Origin of the sequence: Brevundimonas sp. TWP3-1-2b1 (assembly GCF_049896165.1) — a bacterium.
GTDB classification, from domain to species: domain Bacteria; phylum Pseudomonadota; class Alphaproteobacteria; order Caulobacterales; family Caulobacteraceae; genus Brevundimonas; species Brevundimonas subvibrioides_B.
In genome coordinates this window covers 90156-107219 of the sequence record NZ_JAFCTT010000004.1, presented here as the reverse complement: position 1 = coordinate 107219, position 17064 = coordinate 90156, and the positions used below count along the sequence as shown (strand labels likewise).

Below are 17064 nucleotides of genomic sequence, written 5' to 3'. Positions count from 1 at the left end.
TTTCCGCGAGGTCGAGAGCCGCCTTACCCTGCCTCTAGACGGACGCGTCGATGGCGCATCTGGACCAGACGACACTCAGCAGGGCGATCTCGTCGCCATTCACTAAGCACGCGCCGCCGTGCCCAGCGGCCTCATGCGCCAGCGCCGCGATTATGGCTGCCGATAGACTGATCGCAGCCACGGTGGGCGGGTCGTCACTAGGGCGGATCTTGCTCCTCTCCGGGGGCGGTGCTGCGATCCCGTCGGCCGACCTCAGCGCTGTAGTTCGTGACGTGACCCCCGTTTCTCATCCAGCCATAGCGAGAGTCCTTTGGTGATCTGAGCCGTGATTGGCTGGGGTGGCAAGAGGCCGGTCTTCGCAGCCATCAACCAGCGCAGCAGGCCGGCCGATGTGTCTGGTGAGCGCCTCGGCGTAGGCCTCGGGCGTCAGCCATCCCAGCTTCGAGTGCGGCCGGGTTTCGTTGTAGTCGCGCCGCCAGGCATCCAGCACGGACCGGGCGTGTGGCAGTGACCGGAACAGCGTCTCGTTCAGCAGTTCGTCGCGCAGGCGACCGTTGAAGCTCTCGTTGAAGCCGTTCTGCTGGGGCTTGCCCGGCGCGATGTAATGCCAGCCCACGCCGGTCTCGTCGGCCCAGGCCAGGATGGCGTTGGATGTGTATTCCGTCCCGTTGTCACTGATGATCGTGTCGGGTCGTCCGCGCCGGAGCATGATGGCGTCCAGCTCTCGCGCCACCCGCCGGCCCGACAGCGAGGTGTCTGCGACCAGCCCAAGGCACTCGCGGGTGCAGTTGTCGATCACCGTCAGGATCCGGAACCGCCGCCCGTCGGTCATCTGGTCGGAAACGAAGTCCAGCGACCAGCGCTGGTTGGCCACCAGGGGAACCTCCAGCGGACGCCGCGTGCCCATGGCGCGTTTGCGTCCACCGCGCCGGCGCACCATCAGCTTCTCCTCGCGGTAGATCCGCTGGACCCGCTTCCTGTTGACGGCATGTCCCTCGCGCCGAAGCATCACGTGCAGACGGCGATAGCCGAACCGCCGCCGCTCCTGGGCCAGCGCCTTCAGCCGATCCCGCAGGGCACCGTCGTCCGGCCGCGTGGCCTGGTAGCGCACGCTCGCACGATCGACGCCCAGAATCCGGCACGCCCGCCGCTCGCTCATCTCGTAGACCGATCGCAGGTGCGCCACAGCCTCTCGATGCGCGGCGGGCGTCACCACTTTTTTCCCAGCAGATCCTTCAGCGCGACGTTGTCCAGCATCGCATCCGCCAGCAACCGCTTCAGCTTGGCGTTCTCGTCCTCAAGCGTCTTCAGCCGCCGGCTTCCGACACATCCATGCCGCCGAACCTGGCCTTCCACTTGTAAAACGTCGGCGAACTGAGCCCGTGTTTCCTGCACAGGTCCGCCACCGGGACACCCGTCTCCTGCTCGCGCAGGATCCCGATGATCTGCTCTTCCGTAAATCTCGATCGCTTCATTCCGTCCGTCCTTTCGAGGGGCGAAATCTAGCTATTCCTGGAGAAGTTTCAGGGGGTCACGTCAAGGTCCACTCCTGACTCTGAGGCGGACATGGGAAAGTCCTCTTCCGGCGGTTCGGCCTGACGGCTTATTGGCCAGCGATTAGACCCAATCTGAACAAAGTCGTTGCGCCGGTCACGATGGTGGCCGATTAATCGGCATGGCGAGGCCACGATCAATCGCACGGCATAAAGCTGAGACGGCTGAGCCGTCAGCCGCAAAAGCTCGGTTGGGTGATGGCGCAGTCGGTTACGGACCAGGGGTTTCTAGACACCTGACCGTGGGCATCGGTGCCTCGGCAGGCGGGCTTGACGCGTTCCGAGCGTTTTTCTCGCGGATGCCGGCCGATAGCGACATGGCCTTCGTCCTGGTTCAACACCTAGACCCCGACTACAAGAGCGCCCTAGCCGAAATCATTGGTGAGTGCACCTCGATGCCCGTGGTGCAGGCCTCGGACGGAACGGTTGCCGCGCCGAACACCATCGCGGTCATTCCCGAGAACGCCATCCTGAGGATCCAGGGCGGCGTCTTGCGGGTCGCTCTTCCTGAGAGCCCAACGGCGCGGCGGTCGTCCATCGACATCTTTCTCACCTCGCTTGCTGAAGATCAGGGCGAAAACGCTGTCGGGATCATCCTGTCGGGCTTCGGGAGCGACGGGACGTTAGGAATCGAGGCGATCAAGGAGGCGGGGGGGCTGACCCTCAGCGAAGCAGCGTTCGACCACCGCGCGAAGTTTGGGATGCCACAGAGCGCCACCGCCGGCGGCTTCGTCGACTACGTTCTCCAGCCCGAGGAGATGCCAGCACGCCTGTTAGAGCATCAAAATTTCAAATCCCGAGGGGGCGCTGATGACCTCAACGAACCCATGGGTCCCTCCGGCCGCGCCAAACACTTGACGACCATCTGCGCGGTGCTCAACAGTCGGCTGGGTCGAGATTTTGGGCAATACAAGTCCAGCACGCTGATGCGCCGAGTTCGTCGGCGAATGCAGGTGCTGCACATTGACGACCCTGGGGAATACATCACCCAGCTGCGTAATCTGCCGAATGAACCTGAGCTTCTGTTTCGCGAAATCTTGATCGGCGTAACCCGCTTTTTCCGTGACCCAACCATGTTCGAAGCTTTGGCCGCGACCGTCTTGCCGGAGGTAATCGCCAACGGCGGTGCTGAGGAGCCGATCCGCGTGTGGATCGCCGGCTGTGCGACGGGTGAGGAGGCCTATTCTCTGGCTATCCTGTTCTCGGAGGCGTTGGCCCTCGCGAAATCACCACGAAAGGTCACGATCTTCGCCACCGACTTAGATGATAGGGCGGTCACGGTTGCGCGGGCAGGTCTCTACAGCGATACAATCGAAGCAGATACGACGGTTATCCGACTGGATCAGAATTTTCTTAGAGAAGGTCAGTGCTATCGCGTCGCCAAACACATACGGGAGATGTGTGTTTTCTCAACGCACGACCTAGTCAAAGATCCACCTTTCTCGAAGCTCGACATGATTACTTGTCGAAATTTGCTAATCTATTTCGAGTCATCGTTACAACAACGCGTCATCGCAACCTTCCACTATGGACTTAAGGCTAATGGATTCCTTTGGCTCGGTCCTTCAGAGACGATCGCCGCAAGCGGGCGTCTGTTCAAGGTGGCCGATAAGCGAAATAAATTGTTCAGGCGACTCGACGTTACCCCCCAAATCCCGCGCGTTAAACCAAGTGTCCGAATGAGCCCAGCATCCCCGCCTCAGCGAAGCGCCGAAGCCGACACCATCGACGAGCAGGCGACGCGCATGATTGCGCAATACGCTCCCGCCTATATCGTTTTCGACAGTCAGCACGAGATTCAGCGGTTCTCAGGACCCGTCGAAAAGTTCATGCAGCCAATGAGCGGCGGCGCCAGTCTAAATCTCTTCCGGATGCTGCACACCCAGTTGCGATCACCCGTCCGCAGTCTCATCCGAAAAGCTGTTGAGCACCAACGGCCAGCACAAGAAGCGGTCACTTTCCAGGTCGCCGGCCGGGGGCAAACGATCAACCTCATCGCCGAACCGATGGCGGAGCCGGTCGACGGCCAGCGCTGCATATTGCTGGCGTTCCAGGAGTTGCCCACGCTCGCTGCACAGGTTGGAAAGCCGGATGACACCACTCCGTCTGCCGATCCCCAGCATAGCGAACTCGTCGCAGCACGGGAGAAGCTGCAGACCATCACCGAGGAACTGGAGACGGCGAATGAGGAGCTACAGAGTTCCAATGAGGAATTTCAATCTGTAAATGAAGAACTCCATTCGACGGTAGAAGAGTTGGAAACTTCGAAGGAGGAGTTGTCATCCATCAATGAGGAACTACAGACTGTAAATAATGAGCTGAATAACCGGGCGGACAGTCTAGTGCGTTCAAACAGCGATCTTGCCAATTTGTTCGACAGTACCTCAATCGCGACGCTCTTCCTCGACAACAAATCCCATATTCGGAGATTTACTCCGGCGATCACTGAGATATTTAACGTGCGTGAAGGGGACGAAGGTCGCCTCATCAGCGATTTTTCCTCCCGGCTGGCCGGCTCCGTTCTCACCCAAGATATCTTCAAGGTGCTGCGGGATCTAAGTTCAATCGAACGAGAAGCGGAGTCCGAGGACGGTATCGCGACCTATTTGGTTCGCGTAAAGCCGTATCGCGACCTGAACAATGTCATCGATGGCGTCGTCATCACACTCATCGATATTTCGGACCGCAAGAAGCTGGAGCGGGATCGGGCCCACCTTGCCGCCATTGTTGCGTCTTCCGAGGACGCGATCATCAGTCACGATCTCGACGGCGCGATCACCAGCTGGAATGACGGTGCAGAAAAAATCTACGGTTACGCGGCGAGCGAGATGATCGGGCAGCCGATGTCGAAATTGCTCGACGATGTGCAGATCGACGAATGGCCGGACAATCTGGCCCGCCTGCAGCGTGGTGAGGCGATCACCAACATCGACATCAGCCGGGTAACCAAAGGCGACCGGGTCATCCACGTATCACTAAACGTCTCACCAATCCGCGACCCGCGAGGCGTCATCATTGGAGCCTCGGCCGTGGCTCGCGACATCGCCGCACGCAAGCGGGCCGAATATGTGCTGAGGGAAAGCGAGAGCCGCCTTCAACTGGCATGTGAAGTGGCGAATCTAGGCGCTTGGGACGCCGATCTGAAAGCGGGCACGGCCATTTGGACCCCTAGGATGTTCGATATACTTGGACTTGATCACGATCGCGCGGCATCGCCAGAGCTGTTTTTCGATCATGTCCATCCAGGCGACGTCGCTCGGGTTAATGAGCGGTTTAATGCGAGCACCGCGGGCCGCACCCAGTTCAACGAAGATTTCCGCATTCGAAGAGCTGATGGTGAAATCCGGCATGTAGTCGGCGTGGGTCAAGTGACCGAGGAGATTAACGGGGAGCCGAGACGGATGATTGGGGTGAACTACGACATCACGGAGCGCAAGCTTCAGGAACAAACAATCAAGCTTCTTATGGGTGAGGTCAATCACCGCTCCATGAACTTGCTTACCGTTGTCCGAGCGATCGCTGCGCGTACCGTAGTTTCGCGGCCGGCTGATTTTATGAAGAGTTTCGATGAGCGTCTCCAAGGGCTCGCGGCGAGCCAGAAAGTTCTGGTCTCGAACGAGTGGAAAGCCGTGCCGCTCAGCGACCTTGTCCGCTCGCAGCTTGTCCAATTCGGCGACGAGCACGATAGTCGCGTCATGATTGACGGCCCGCCGGTCGAGCTCTCGGCATCGGCGGCTCAAACGCTCGGCATGGCCCTGCACGAGCTTGCCACCAACGCCAGCAAGTACGGCGCGCTGTCCAACCAGATCGGTCGGGTGAGCGTCAGCTGGGGCCGGCACTCCGATGCTGCGGGGATTCCAAGATTCACGATGTCTTGGGTGGAGAGCGACGGTCCGCCGGTCACGAACCCCTCGCGTCAAGGCTTTGGCTCGACCGTAATCAACTCAATGACCAATATGAGCCTCGGCTGCGAAGCTGAGATTGACTTCGCGCCGACCGGTCTCGTTTGGCGCATCGATTGCCCGGCCAAAAAGGTGATCGAGGGCTGGCCTGCCGGCTGCTAAACCTGCTACCGGCCTGAGTCCGCGTCACCGGCGATTGAGCATCCACTGTCGAGGATGAGCCCGTGAATGCGTCTTGGACGCGAGCGCGCTGGCGTAGACACGCGGCTTTCTGCCATTTGCATAGGTAGGCTAGGTTATGGCGAACGACTTCCCGATCGTCTGTGTCGGCGGCTCTGCTGGCGGTCTCGACGCCTACACCCGGCTACTCAAAAATCTGCCGGGCGATCTAGGCATAGCGGTCGTCATCGTAAATCACATTCGAACCGTCGCTACGAGGCTGCACCAAATTCTTCCGGGCTTCACTTCCATGCCTGTGGAGTTGATTTCAGACCGGCTGGTCGTCCGCCCAAACTGCGTGTTCATCATTCCGGAAAACCGTGATCTGCACATCCTCAACGGTGAGTTCAGATTGGAGCCGATCTCAAAACCGAGGGGGTGGCCCGACGTCATCACGGTCTTTCTGCGCTCGCTGACGGAGAACTGGTCGGGCAAGCTTGTCGCCGTTATCGTCTCTGGCTTTGATGGCGACGGTGCGGCGGCGTTGTGTGGCATTCGAGAGGTTGGAGGCATAACGATTGCCCAAAAGGTCGATACTGCGGTCCAGCCTGATATGCCGCAAAGCGCGATCGCGAGCGGCTGCATCGATTTCATCCTTTCGCCAGAGGAAATTGCCCACGAAATTCGGCGTATTGCGGATGGGGACCCGGTGATCCGCTGAGGAGGCTGGAACTCCGCTACCGCACTTCCTAAACAGATCGCCTCGGGGTGAAGCCACAGCCGGCGGACTCCAGCCGCAGACAACTTTTCATCGGCAGGCCGGCCTATTGCAACCACAACCAATCAGGGCTCAGATCACGCAGGGCCTCTCGTTCTGGCTGTGTGGATCGGTGTCGAAATCGGACCCCATCGAGACGGCGGCCTAGGTGATTAAATTCGCTATATAACAATCCTTTGGCGCGCATGCTGACTGGCGTCTGTCGAGACCCCGTCTCGCCCCAAAATATTACGATCATTGAATACGTTATTTCATATCGGGCGGGGTCCCGCCGTGAACGTCGATAGACAGTCAGGGTGACTTTTCGCAGTTTGAAAGCCCCTATCCCTGGCTCGATCAGGCAACAGCATCCGCCCAGACAGATGCCGCTTCGGCTCGGATTTAGGTGCCAATATTTACCGCGGCTCAGCCGCCTCCCGGCTAAACTAGAGAAGCGCCGTGGCTGCGAGAGCTTTTGTCACCCCCAACTGATATCGAAACGGCTTTGCCCCGACCGTCTCATACTGCTCTGGCTGTTGGAGCGGCGGGTCGAGGGGAACTGGTGGTCTTCGCGCGACGTTGGTGCTGCGCAAATACACACAAGGCTGGGATGGCGGCGATTTCGACGGGCAAGCGACGCTGATGGCGCATGGCTCACTGGAGGCCGGATCGCGAGTCGAAGTTCCCGATGGCCTCACGCATTGGAACGACGAATATTCAGGTTTTGAGCGCACGGCATCGGGCAAGGGCTTCGTCTATCACGATGCGCGGGGGGGCTCATCCGCGACCACGAGGTGCTGGACCGCATCCGCGCCCTCGCCATCCCTCCGGCCTGGACCGATGTCTGTATCTGCCCGCGCGCCACGGGGCACATCCAGGCCACGGGCCGGGACGTGAAAGGCCGCAAACAATACCGCTACCACGACAGCTGGAGTCGCTATGCCTCGGAAAGCAAGTTCGAACGCCTGCCGGCCTTCGCCCGCGCCTTGCCGAAACTGCGCGAACGAGTCGAGGCCGACCTGAACCGACGCGGCGTATCCCGTGACAAGGTCTTGGCCACGGCGGTGCGGCTGCTGGAGCTGACGCTGATCCGGGTTGGCAACGCCCAATATGCGAAGCAGAACCGCTCATACGGCCTCACCACACTCAACAAGCGCCATCTCGATCTGACCGGAACAGCCCTGACCTTTGCCTTCAGGGGCAAAAGCGGAATCGAACACGAGGTACGGGTGCGCGACCGGCGGCTCGCGACCGTGGTCCGGTCCCTGCGCGACCTGCCGGGGCAGCAGTTGTTCAAATACCGCGACGCCGATGGAGTCCTGTGCGCCATCACCTCCGACGACGTGAACGCCTATATCCGCGAGACCATGGGCGACGTCTTCTCGGCCAAGGACTTTCGCACTTGGGCCGGAACCGTGAATGCTGCGCGCGTCCTTCGCTACATGGAGCCGCCAGCCTCGCCCACCGATGCGAAGCGCAGGATCGCCGTCTGCGTCAAGGCGGTCGCGGGCCTCCTGGGCAATACCCCAACGGTTTGCCGGTCGTCCTATGTTCATCCGAAGGTGTTCGATCTGTACCAGAGCGGTCGACTGCTCGAAGCCCTGCCCGGCCCGAACTCCGACGGCTTCGAGCGCGCCTTGGTCAAGGCCCTCAGAGGGTGCTGACAGTGACGTGACCCCCTGGATGTGGATCGGCTTCAGAATCGGATCCCATCGAGAGGAAGCCTAGGTGGTTGAACACGTTATACAACAATGCGTTGGCGCGCATGCTGACTGGCATCTGTCGGGACCCCTGGCGCACCTGCGATCGGTCTACGAGATGAGCGAGCGGCGGGCGTGCCGGTGGAACGCCCATCTGGATCATGGGGACGATGGTACCAACAAGAAGCGGATTTAGCGGATTTACCGCGAGGAGAAGCTGATGGTGCGCCGGCGCGGTAGATGCAAACGTGCCATGGGCACGCGGCGTCCGCTGGAGGTTCCCCTGGTGGCCAGCCGTCGGCGCTTTCGGGTTGAAGCGGCCTCTGCTTGAGCGACGGCCGTTGCCTGATTTCAAGCAGGGCAGGGCGGCTTTCGACTTGCAAAAGCTAACCTGTCAGCACCGATCAGCAGTTTCACGCTTCGTCACTTTCGCGCCGAAGCAACGTCCGTCTGGGCGGCCGCGGTTGCTTGACTTCAGACTAGGTAGGGCGCTTCTCGACCTGGCGCGGTTAACCTGACAGCATCCCCCCAACAGTTCTTCGACGTTCCGCAAAGACAACGGGAATTTCACATACATTATGACGACCGTCCGGATCACTTCCGGCGAGCTGTCGAAGTAGCGGAACGGGTTGGTTGATCGGGCCATGCAGACGGCGGTGGCCGTTCCGTGTTGCCGCCAAGCTAAGTCTGGGCTGACAGAGCCGATCCGGCTTACCGCCAAGCTAAGTTCGGGCTGACAGAGCCCCCGAGATGGTTCGGCCTAACCGCCGTCTATGGGCATAACGAACATCCGGCTGTAGCCGTGGTGCCCATCGCTCGTGGTGAAGACGATGCAGTCGTGGCCAGCATGGTCGGCGGCTTCGCGCACCAAATCGCTGAACTCGTCCACGTAATCAGGTTCGGCGATGAGCGTGTATCCGTCCGCCTCGCGCTTAACGCGGTAGGCGTGGGAGCCTTCCAGCAGCCGGTCGAGCAGCTTTCCCATTCATGAGTATGGACACCGCTAGACGACCGACGCAAGCTCAACCTTCAAATAGCCGCGTCAGCCGTTACGACGAATAGTATTCTTGGTCATCGGCCATTTCGAGCATCAGCTTCAAAGCAGTCCCGTACGAGACTTCGCAGCTTTCGACCAACTCACGCAGAAGAAGTGTCCGGTCGGGCCTCATCTTCGGCGTCTCCATGACCCAAGCTGGGAAGGCGCGCTCGGACGCGACGTCCTCCCCAAGCACCCTTAAATCACGATGTCGCGTGTCGGAGCGCAGGCGGGCCATCAGCGCGTCCACGGCATGAGGTGGTCCCTCAACGGCTTGGATGAATATGCCACCGGCGTGGGCGAGGAGGCCGGTGATTTCATCGCGCTGGTTATTGCGTGCGGACACGCCAAGGATTTCGGCGAGGTTGAGTGCGTTCTCCATCGAGACCGTCGCATTGCTACAATAGATTACCCTTTTCCAACGCATCGGTCTCTCCTTCTGCGTAGATGAAGGTCTCGATGTCCCGGATGTTCCGTGTTCCCAAACAGATGTTCGCGAACGCGGCCTTCTTAGGTCTCCCCGCAGCGCTCCTGCAGACACGCCTCCGCCTTCCGCCACCTCCGATGCAGCTTTGGGATCAAGCGGTCCGTCGAGATCATCGGTGAGACGAACCCGCCGTTCTCAGCCATGAAGAAACTGTCGGAATCACAGCTTGGAGTCAGGCAGGGGCCGGGGTCGCCGATGACGTTAACCCCGTTTCTCATCCAGTCATAATGAGAGTCCTTGGTTGATCTGAGCCGTGATTGGCTGGGGTGGCATTAGGCCGGTCTGAGCAGCCATCAACCAGCGCAGCAGGCCGGCCGATGTGTCCGGTGAGCGCCTTGGCATAGGCCTCGGGCGTCAACCATCCCAGCTTCGAGTGCGGCCGGGTTTCGTTGTAGTCGCGCCGCCAGGCATCCAGCACGGACCGGGCGTGTGGCAGTGACCGGAACAGCGTCTCGTTCAGCAGTTCGTCGCGCAGGCGACCGTTGAAGCTCTCGTTGAAGCCGTTCTGCTGGGGCTTGCCCGGCGCGATGTAATGCCAGCCCACGCCGGTCTCGTCGGCCCAGGCCAGGATGGCGTTGGATGTGTATTCCGTCCCGTTGTCACTGATGATCGTGTCCGGTCGTCCGCGCCGAAGCATGATGGCGTCCAGCTCTCGCGCCACCCGCTGGCCGGACAGCGAGGTGTCGGCGACGAGCCCGAGGCACTCGCGGGTGCAGTTGTCGATCACCGTCAGGATCCGGAACCGCCGCCCGTCGGTCATCTGGTCGGACACGAAGTCCAGCGACCAGCGCTGGTTGGCCACCAGGGGAACCTCCAGCGGACGCCGCGTGCCCATGGCGCGTTTGCGTCCACCGCGCCGGCGCACCATCAGCTTCTCCTCGCGGTAGATCCGCTGGACCCGCTTGCGGTTGACCGCATGGCCCTCGCGCCGAAGCATCACGTGCAGACGGCGATAGCCGAACCGCCGCCGCTCCTGGGCCAGCGCCTTCAGCCGATCCCGCAGGGCACCGTCGTCCGGCCGCGTGGCCTGGTAGCGCACGCTCGCACGATCGACGCCCAGAACCCGGCACGCCCGCCGCTCGCTCATCTCGTAGACCGATCGCAGGTGCGCCACAGCCTCTCGATGCGCGGCGGGCGTCACCACTTTTTTCCCAGCAGATCCTTCAGCGCGACGTTGTCCAGCATCGCATCCGCCAGCAACCGCTTCAGCTTGGCGTTCTCGTCCTCAAGCGTCTTCAGCCGCCGGGCCTCCGACACGTCCATGCCACCGAACTTGGCCTTCCACTTGTAAAACGTCGGCGAGCTGAGCCCGTGCTTCCTGCATAAGTCCGCCACCGGGACACCCGTCTCCTGCTCGCGCAGGATCCCGATGATCTGCTCTTCCGTAAATCTCGATCGCTTCATTCCGTCCGTCCTTTCGAGGTGCGGACTCTAGCTATTCCTGGAGAAGTTTCAGGGGGTCACGTCAGTCTGACCCACCTTAACCGCCTGTCCGATTTTTCGGCGCCACCTCACTTTCGATCCGAGGGATTAACCTGACATCACCGGAACGATAGCGGTCGCGGTCCGCTTCTCCCCGTGCCCATTTCGGTCAGGACAAGGAGAAACGCCCATGAAAGCCGTCGTCTACAACGGCCCCTGCGACGTCAGCGTCGAGGAAGTCCCGGATTCCAGGATCGAGAAGGCCACCGACGTCGTCATCCGCCTAACGTCGACCAACATCTGCGGTTCGGATTTGCACATGTACGAGGGCCGCACCAATTTCGAAGCCGGCAAAGTGTTCGGTCACGAGAACATGGGCGAAGTGATCGAGGTCGGCTCTGCCGTCGATCGGATTAAGAAGGGCGACCGCGTTTGCATGCCCTTCAACGTTGGCTGCGGCTTCTGCGTCAACTGTGAACGTGGGCTCTCGGGCTTCTGCTTGACGTGCAATCCCGGTACTGCCGGCGCGGCCTATGGCTTCGCTGGCATGGGTCCGTTCCAAGGCGGCCAAGCCGAGATGCTGCGCGTACCGTATGCCGACTACAACTGCCTAGTGTTGCCCGAGGATGCCGAGGAAAAGGAGGGCGACTATGTCATGCTGTCCGACATCTTTCCGACCGGCTGGCACGCCACCGAACTGGCCGGACTGCTGCCGGGAGAAACTATCGCCATCTACGGTGCTGGTCCTGTCGGCCTGATGGCTTTGCATTCGGCGATAATCAAGGGTGCGTCCAAAGTCTTCGTGGTTGATAACCAGCCGGATCGCCTGAAATTAGTCGAAGAGTTGGGCGGCATTCCAATCAATATGAAGGACGTCGATCCAATCGAGGCCATCTTGGACGCCACCGAGGGTTTGGGCACCGACCGGGGCTGTGAATGCGTTGGCTATCAGTGTTGCGACCGCCACGGCAAGGAACGCAGCAACTATACGATGAACTGTCTCGTCGCCTCGACAAAGGCCACTGGCGGCATCGGCGTGGTCGGCGTCTTTATCCCCGAGGATCCCGGGGCCAAGGACGACTTGGCCAAGGAGGGCAAGATGGCCTTTGACTTCGGAACGTTTTGGTTCAAGGGCCAGAAGATCGGCACGGGACAGGCCAATGTAAAAGCCTACAACCGTCGCCTTGCAAATCTGATACACGCCGGCAAAGCGACGCCGTCCAAGATCATCTCTCACACGCTTTCTCTGGACGAAGCCCCGAACGCCTACAAGCATTTCAACGCCCGCGACGACGGCTGGACCAAGGTGGTGCTGAAGCCCAACGGCTGAGACGGGCAACGGGCGAGGTGCTGTCAGGCTAAAGCTTACTTGTCTCCACTTGGAGCGGGCTTGGCCGCCGACGGGGATGAAGTTTCGTGAAGCCGATCTCGTTTAAGCGCCACCGGTTTCCGGCGGATGTCATCCGCCATGCCGTTTGGCTGTACCTCCGGTTCAACCTGTGTGTCCGGGACGTCGAGGAGCTTCTCGCGCAGCGGCGGATTGACGTCAGCCACGAGACGATTCGGTGCTGGGCCATCAAGTTCGGCCCTTTGATCGCCCGGCGGCTCAAGAAGCGGCGGTGTGCCCCTCCGCCCCGCTGGCACCTGGACAAGATGGTCTGCTGGATCGGCGGAAAGCGGATGTGCCTTTGGCGTGCGGTCGACGACCAAGGTGAAGTCCTCGACTTTGTGGTCCAGCGCCGGCGGGACACAGAGGCGGCGATGAAGCTGCTGAAGCGCCTCCTACACAACCAGCCGGTCGAGCGCCGGAGACGATCACGACCGACGGCCTGGCGTCGTACGGAGTGGCTCTGGATCAACTGGATCCGAGGCATCTGCGTCGGCCGGGTCGGCTTCGGGAGAACAACCGGGCTGAGAACCACACCTGCCGATTCGACCACGAGAACGCCAGCAGCAGAGGTTCAAATTCCAAGCCTCCGTCCAGAGGTTCCTCACCATCCAAACGCCGATCTACAATACGTTCAACCTCCAGCGCCATTTCATCAACAGACCGACACTTCGGCGATTTCGCGCCGAGGCGGCGTCCGCGTGGGAGGCTGAGGTTGCCTGATTTCAGACAGGGCAATCGAACTCGAAGCGGAGTATTTCTACGGCCCGAACGGTTTGACCTTCATTCGGTTCGACGTGCCCTTTCGGCAATGCGACGCCCTCGTCGACGGCCTGCTCGCCGAGCATGGGCAGCCGACGGACGTAAGCGACCAAGCCATTCTGAAGATAATCACTTGGGAGGACCCAGAAGCGGGCAATCGGCTGTCTCTACTGCATACCGCCGCCGGTATCTGTGATCTGCGCGTCCGGTCAATCGACGAAGCTGGAAACGACTACGACTAAGGTCCGCTAAGGGTCGGGAGCCGACCGTCGCCTCGGATGGAAAGCAGACAGTCGCTCTCCGGTATTTTTTGCCGAGCCATGGCTTCGACTTTGCAGCCGCACTACCGCAAGCGTCAGGATAAAGCTGCCGAACATAATCGCGTAAAGCAACGGCAGTTGGTCCCACGCTTGTTCCCTCCCCACAGCATCCCGGGCCGCTGTGGCGACCAACGAAGTAAAAGTCAGGCCAATCAGATAGAGCAACAGCTTTCGCATCATCTCAATCCTCTACCCGCACTGACCCATCGCGCGAAGAACGCTAAGCCTGAAGCAAAAGACTGAGCCTGCCAAGGTCTGCTATGGGTCGGGAGAAGTCATCGGCTTCGGACCGCCAAGCGGACCTTCCGAACCGCAGCAAAGAGTCAGACTCAGACATTTACCGGATTGTTTCAGGCCCTGGATGGCTCGGCCGTTCAGGCGGCAGGCATTACGTTGCCGAAGCTTGGGCGTCGTAAAGCGCCAGGATCATTTTGCATCCAAGGGGCTGTTTTGTAACCGAAAATGAAAGCTTCCCAAGCTTTTCGTGCGGGTTCGATTCCCGCCGCCCGCTCCAGCACCTGGCCCTTCGGGGCGGCGTGGTTTTGATCCTCCCCGTTTCACTGGACGCCTATGCCAGTTTTTCGGAGTTGGAGAAAAGTGTCCACTCTAACGAGGCAGGGTCACACGGCTGATCACGTCGATCAGAGGACCGCCCGGCCCCTGGGTGAGAGTCGCCTCGACGCCATAGGCGCGCCTCAGCACCTCGGGCGACAGGGCGGTCGCCGGCGGCTCGTCGGCCAGGACGCCGCCCTCGGCCAGGACGATGATCCGGTCAGATATGCGCAACGCCATCGACAGGTCGTGCAGGGTCACCACGATGCCGACGCCGTCGTCCGCCAACCGGCGGAACAGGGCCGCGGCGTCAAGCTGATGCGCCGGGTCGAGGCCGGTCAGGGGCTCGTCGGCCAGCAGCCATTCGGGCTCTCCGGCCAACGCTCTCCCAATCAGCACCCGCGCCCGCTCGCCGCCTGACAGGGTGTCGACGATGCGGTGTTCGAACGCGATGACATTGGCGGCGGCCATCGCGCGATCCACGGCCGCATGGTCCTCCTCGGACTGACCGCGTGCGCCGATGAAGGGGGTGCGACCCAGCTCGACCAGGGTCCGCACCTCGACCGCCCAGGCGATCTCCGGCGTCTGGGGCAAGAAGGCAAGGCGCTTCGCCCGGTCGCGCGACTTCATGCCGGAAAGGGGGACGCTATCCAGCAGGGCCCCGCCCGAGGTCGGCTCCCGCAAACCCGCGAGGCAGGCCAACAGGGTCGACTTGCCGGCGCCATTGGGGCCGACGATGGCTGTGACCTTGCCGGCCTCGATCGACAGACTGACGGCCGACAGGATCGACTTGCCGCCGATGTGGACATTCAGGTCGGTGCAGGACAGCACGCTCACGCGATCTTCCTCCTCATGCGCAGCAACAGAACGAGAAAGAACGGCGCGCCGAGCGCGGCCATGGCGACCCCCAGCTTCACCTCGCCCGCCGCCGGGGTCATCCGCACCAGAATGTCTCCGGCCAGTACGATGACCGCCCCACCGAGGATGCTTGGAACAAGCAACGCCCCTGGTCGGGCGCCGACCAACGGCCGCAGCAGATGCGGAGTCACCAGTCCGACGAAACCGATCACGCCCGTCACCGCGACGCTGGCCCCCGCAGCCAGACCCACGCCGAGCGCCAGCACCCAGCGCGTCTTCGACATGGAGATGCCCAGCGACCGCGCTCCGATTTCGCCGAGCGTCAGGGCATCCAACGCTCGCCCGGTGGTCAGCAGGAGACTGCAGCCGATGGCGATGAGGGGCAGCGCCATCTTCACCTCCTCGAAGCTGCGATCCGCCAGAGATCCCATCAGCCAGTCGACGATCTCGTTCACCGCCCAGGGGTTGGGCGCCAGCGACAGGGCCAGCGACACGCCTGCACTGGACAGGATGTTGAGGATGGCTCCCGCCAGAATGAAGGTCACCAGACTCGACGCCGATCCCGACAACAGCATCAGGATGGCGACCCCGATCAGCGCCCCGCTGACCGCCGCGACCGGCAGGGCCCAGGGCGCATAGGCCGTCACGCCATAGTAGAGGGTCAGCACCGCCCCCAGCGCCGCCATGGCCGAGACGCCGAGCACCCCCGGATCGGCGAGCGGGTTGCGCGTATAGCCCTGCAGCACCGCGCCCGAGAGACCCAGGGCCGCCCCGACTAAAATGCCGAGGACCGTCCTCGGCAGACGCAGTTCGAAGACGATCGCCCAGCGCGGATCAATGTCCGGCTGGGTCCAGGCGCTGAACGGCACCCAGACCTTGCCGGCGATGAGGCTGAGCCCCGACAGGATCACCAGCAGCACGAGCAGCCCCGCATAGAGAAGAGGTCGGCTGATCGGTTTCATGCGTGCCTCGCCCCCACCTGGTTGGCCAATGCGGCGTCGCGGGCACGCGACAAGGCGGCCGCCGTCTGGATCAGGACCGGGCCGCCGCAGAACAGCAGACGTTCGGGGAAGACAGCCCGCTGCATGTCGCCGGCGACGCGCGCCAGGGCCGGATGCTCCATCACCCGCTCCGCCCGGCTCGGTGCGCCGCGATAGGCTTCGCCGGACAGCAGGATGTCCGGCGGGTCGGCCACGACCATTTCCAGCGGCACGTTCATCGTGCGTTGAAGGCCGTAGCGCGACGCTGCGTTGGTCAGGCCGATCCGGGTCATCATCTCGTCCATCAGCGTCCCCGGCCCGGAGGCGAACCCGCCCGGCATGAAGACCAGGGCCGACACAGGTCGCGTTCCGGACGCGGGCGCGGCGGCGGCCAGGGCGGCCCCGATCTCAGCGACCAACGCCTCGCCTCGCTCGGGATGGCCGACCAGCCGGGCGACCTCCTGCACCTGTTCCAGGCTGGCGGCGACAGTCTCGGGCACGTCGAACAGCGCGGTCGGGATATTGAGCCGATCCAGTGCGTTGCGCATCGCCAGCGAGGAGTGCCGGCCCGTCATGACGAGGTCCGGCCGCAGGGCGATCACCTCCTCCGTCGTCTCGTAGGTAAACGGCAGGGTGCGGGCGATGTCGGCGATGGTCGAGCCATAGTCCTCGCGCGCATAGTGGCTCAGCGCCCCGATCTGGGCCCGGTCCGCCACCCGCACCAGGATGACGTCGAGACAGGGGTTCAGCGACACGATCCGCTGCGACCGACCGGCCGAGACCGGCGCGGGCGGTCCGGGCGCGACGCTGCACCCGACCGTCATCGCCAGCCCGCCCCCCATCACCATCCGCCTGTCCAGCATCATCAGAAGTCGATCTCCAAGGCGATGGCGTCCGTCCCGACAGGCCGCCCAACGATCCAGCCATGAAGCCGGGCCACCAGTTCGGAGTTCGCCACTACGAACACAAGCCGCGCCCCTGCCAGCCCGTGGACCTTGCCGAACGACCGCAGCACGATCGTCCTATCACCCATGACCGCGAAGAACCGGGCGGCGGCGGCCTCCCGCCTGCGGCGCCATCCCTCGGGATTAATTCCCGTCGAAAGGTCGAGCCAGGGCGTCGGCGCGGAGGGATACGTCCTCCGCGCCTCGGCCAGTCGCCCGCCGTGAGGAATGGCGCCCGACATCGC

At 62.1% G+C, this 17064-nt stretch carries 11 protein-coding genes and 3 pseudogenes; 6 read left to right on the top strand and 8 right to left on the bottom strand.

The features are described from left to right. Positions 1–286 precede the first annotated feature (286 nt). Positions 287–1475 (bottom strand): annotated as a pseudogene (locus tag ACP7AB_RS05350) (IS3 family transposase). 200 nt (positions 1476–1675) lie between these two features. Here ACP7AB_RS05350 and ACP7AB_RS05345 point away from each other — a divergent pair. The 4 genes and pseudogenes from ACP7AB_RS05345 to ACP7AB_RS05330 form a co-directional block, all read left to right on the top strand. After that, the gene (locus ACP7AB_RS05345; protein ID WP_425993092.1) at positions 1676–5617 is read left to right on the top strand and encodes a chemotaxis protein CheB; all 3942 of its coding nucleotides are present in this window, start codon (positions 1676–1678) and stop codon (positions 5615–5617) included. A 136-nt stretch (positions 5618–5753) separates the two neighbouring features. Beyond that, positions 5754–6335, top strand: a complete 582-nt coding sequence (locus ACP7AB_RS05340; RefSeq protein ID WP_425993090.1) for a chemotaxis protein CheB — start codon at positions 5754–5756, stop codon at positions 6333–6335. Positions 6336–7165: 830 nt separating this feature from the next. Then, positions 7166–8035 carry a DNA topoisomerase IB gene (locus ACP7AB_RS05335; RefSeq protein WP_426046111.1) on the top strand — a complete coding sequence of 290 codons (870 nt, stop codon included), beginning with the start codon at positions 7166–7168 and terminating at the stop codon, positions 8033–8035. A 214-nt stretch (positions 8036–8249) separates the two neighbouring features. Then, positions 8250–8372: pseudogene (locus tag ACP7AB_RS05330) on the top strand (IS3 family transposase); the annotation flags it as partial. 459 nt (positions 8373–8831) lie between these two features. On the opposite strand, the gene ACP7AB_RS05325 reads toward ACP7AB_RS05330, so the two are convergent. From ACP7AB_RS05325 to ACP7AB_RS05315, 3 genes are all read right to left on the bottom strand, one after another. Then, on the bottom strand, positions 8832–9056 hold the full coding sequence (locus ACP7AB_RS05325) for a hypothetical protein (RefSeq protein ID WP_425989210.1): 225 nt from the start codon (positions 9054–9056) through the stop codon (positions 8832–8834). A gap of 64 nt (positions 9057–9120) precedes the next feature. After that, positions 9121–9534 carry a BLUF domain-containing protein gene (locus tag ACP7AB_RS05320; RefSeq protein ID WP_425989212.1) on the bottom strand — a complete coding sequence of 138 codons (414 nt, stop codon included), beginning with the start codon at positions 9532–9534 and terminating at the stop codon, positions 9121–9123. A 274-nt stretch (positions 9535–9808) separates the two neighbouring features. Next, positions 9809–10998, bottom strand: a protein-coding gene (locus tag ACP7AB_RS05315; protein ID WP_425989214.1) for an IS3 family transposase whose coding sequence is annotated in 2 segments (ribosomal slippage) — positions 9809–10746 and positions 10746–10998 — 1191 coding nt in all. Because the reading frame shifts where the segments join, the coding sequence is not laid out codon by codon here. 208 nt (positions 10999–11206) lie between these two features. On the opposite strand from ACP7AB_RS05315, the gene ACP7AB_RS05310 reads away from it, so the two are divergent. Both ACP7AB_RS05310 and ACP7AB_RS05305 read left to right on the top strand, forming a co-directional pair. Next, the gene (locus tag ACP7AB_RS05310) at positions 11207–12346 is read left to right on the top strand and encodes a glutathione-independent formaldehyde dehydrogenase (RefSeq protein ID WP_425989216.1); all 1140 of its coding nucleotides are present in this window, start codon (positions 11207–11209) and stop codon (positions 12344–12346) included. 86 nt (positions 12347–12432) lie between these two features. After that, positions 12433–13126, top strand: a pseudogene (locus tag ACP7AB_RS05305) (IS6 family transposase). Positions 13127–14091: 965 nt separating this feature from the next. On the opposite strand, the gene ACP7AB_RS05300 reads toward ACP7AB_RS05305, so the two are convergent. The 4 genes from ACP7AB_RS05300 to ACP7AB_RS05285 are packed head-to-tail and all read right to left on the bottom strand — an operon-like array spanning position 14092 to position 17061. Continuing rightward, positions 14092–14874: an ABC transporter ATP-binding protein gene (locus ACP7AB_RS05300; RefSeq protein ID WP_425989218.1), complete on the bottom strand. Its 783-nt coding sequence runs from the start codon at positions 14872–14874 to the stop codon at positions 14092–14094. Beyond that, positions 14871–15857 (bottom strand): FecCD family ABC transporter permease, encoded by a 987-nt coding sequence (locus ACP7AB_RS05295; protein WP_425989220.1) that lies wholly within the window; start codon positions 15855–15857, stop codon positions 14871–14873. Before ACP7AB_RS05295 ends, ACP7AB_RS05300 begins: the two co-directional genes overlap by 4 nt. Continuing rightward, positions 15854–16741 carry an ABC transporter substrate-binding protein gene (locus ACP7AB_RS05290; protein WP_425989222.1) on the bottom strand — a complete coding sequence of 296 codons (888 nt, stop codon included), beginning with the start codon at positions 16739–16741 and terminating at the stop codon, positions 15854–15856. The genes ACP7AB_RS05295 and ACP7AB_RS05290 overlap by 4 nt, the downstream gene beginning before the upstream one ends. After that, positions 16741–17061, bottom strand: coding sequence for an aminotransferase class I/II-fold pyridoxal phosphate-dependent enzyme (locus ACP7AB_RS05285; protein WP_425989224.1), 321 nt, complete (start codon positions 17059–17061; stop codon positions 16741–16743). Before ACP7AB_RS05285 ends, ACP7AB_RS05290 begins: the two co-directional genes overlap by 1 nt. Positions 17062–17064: the final 3 nt, after the last annotated feature.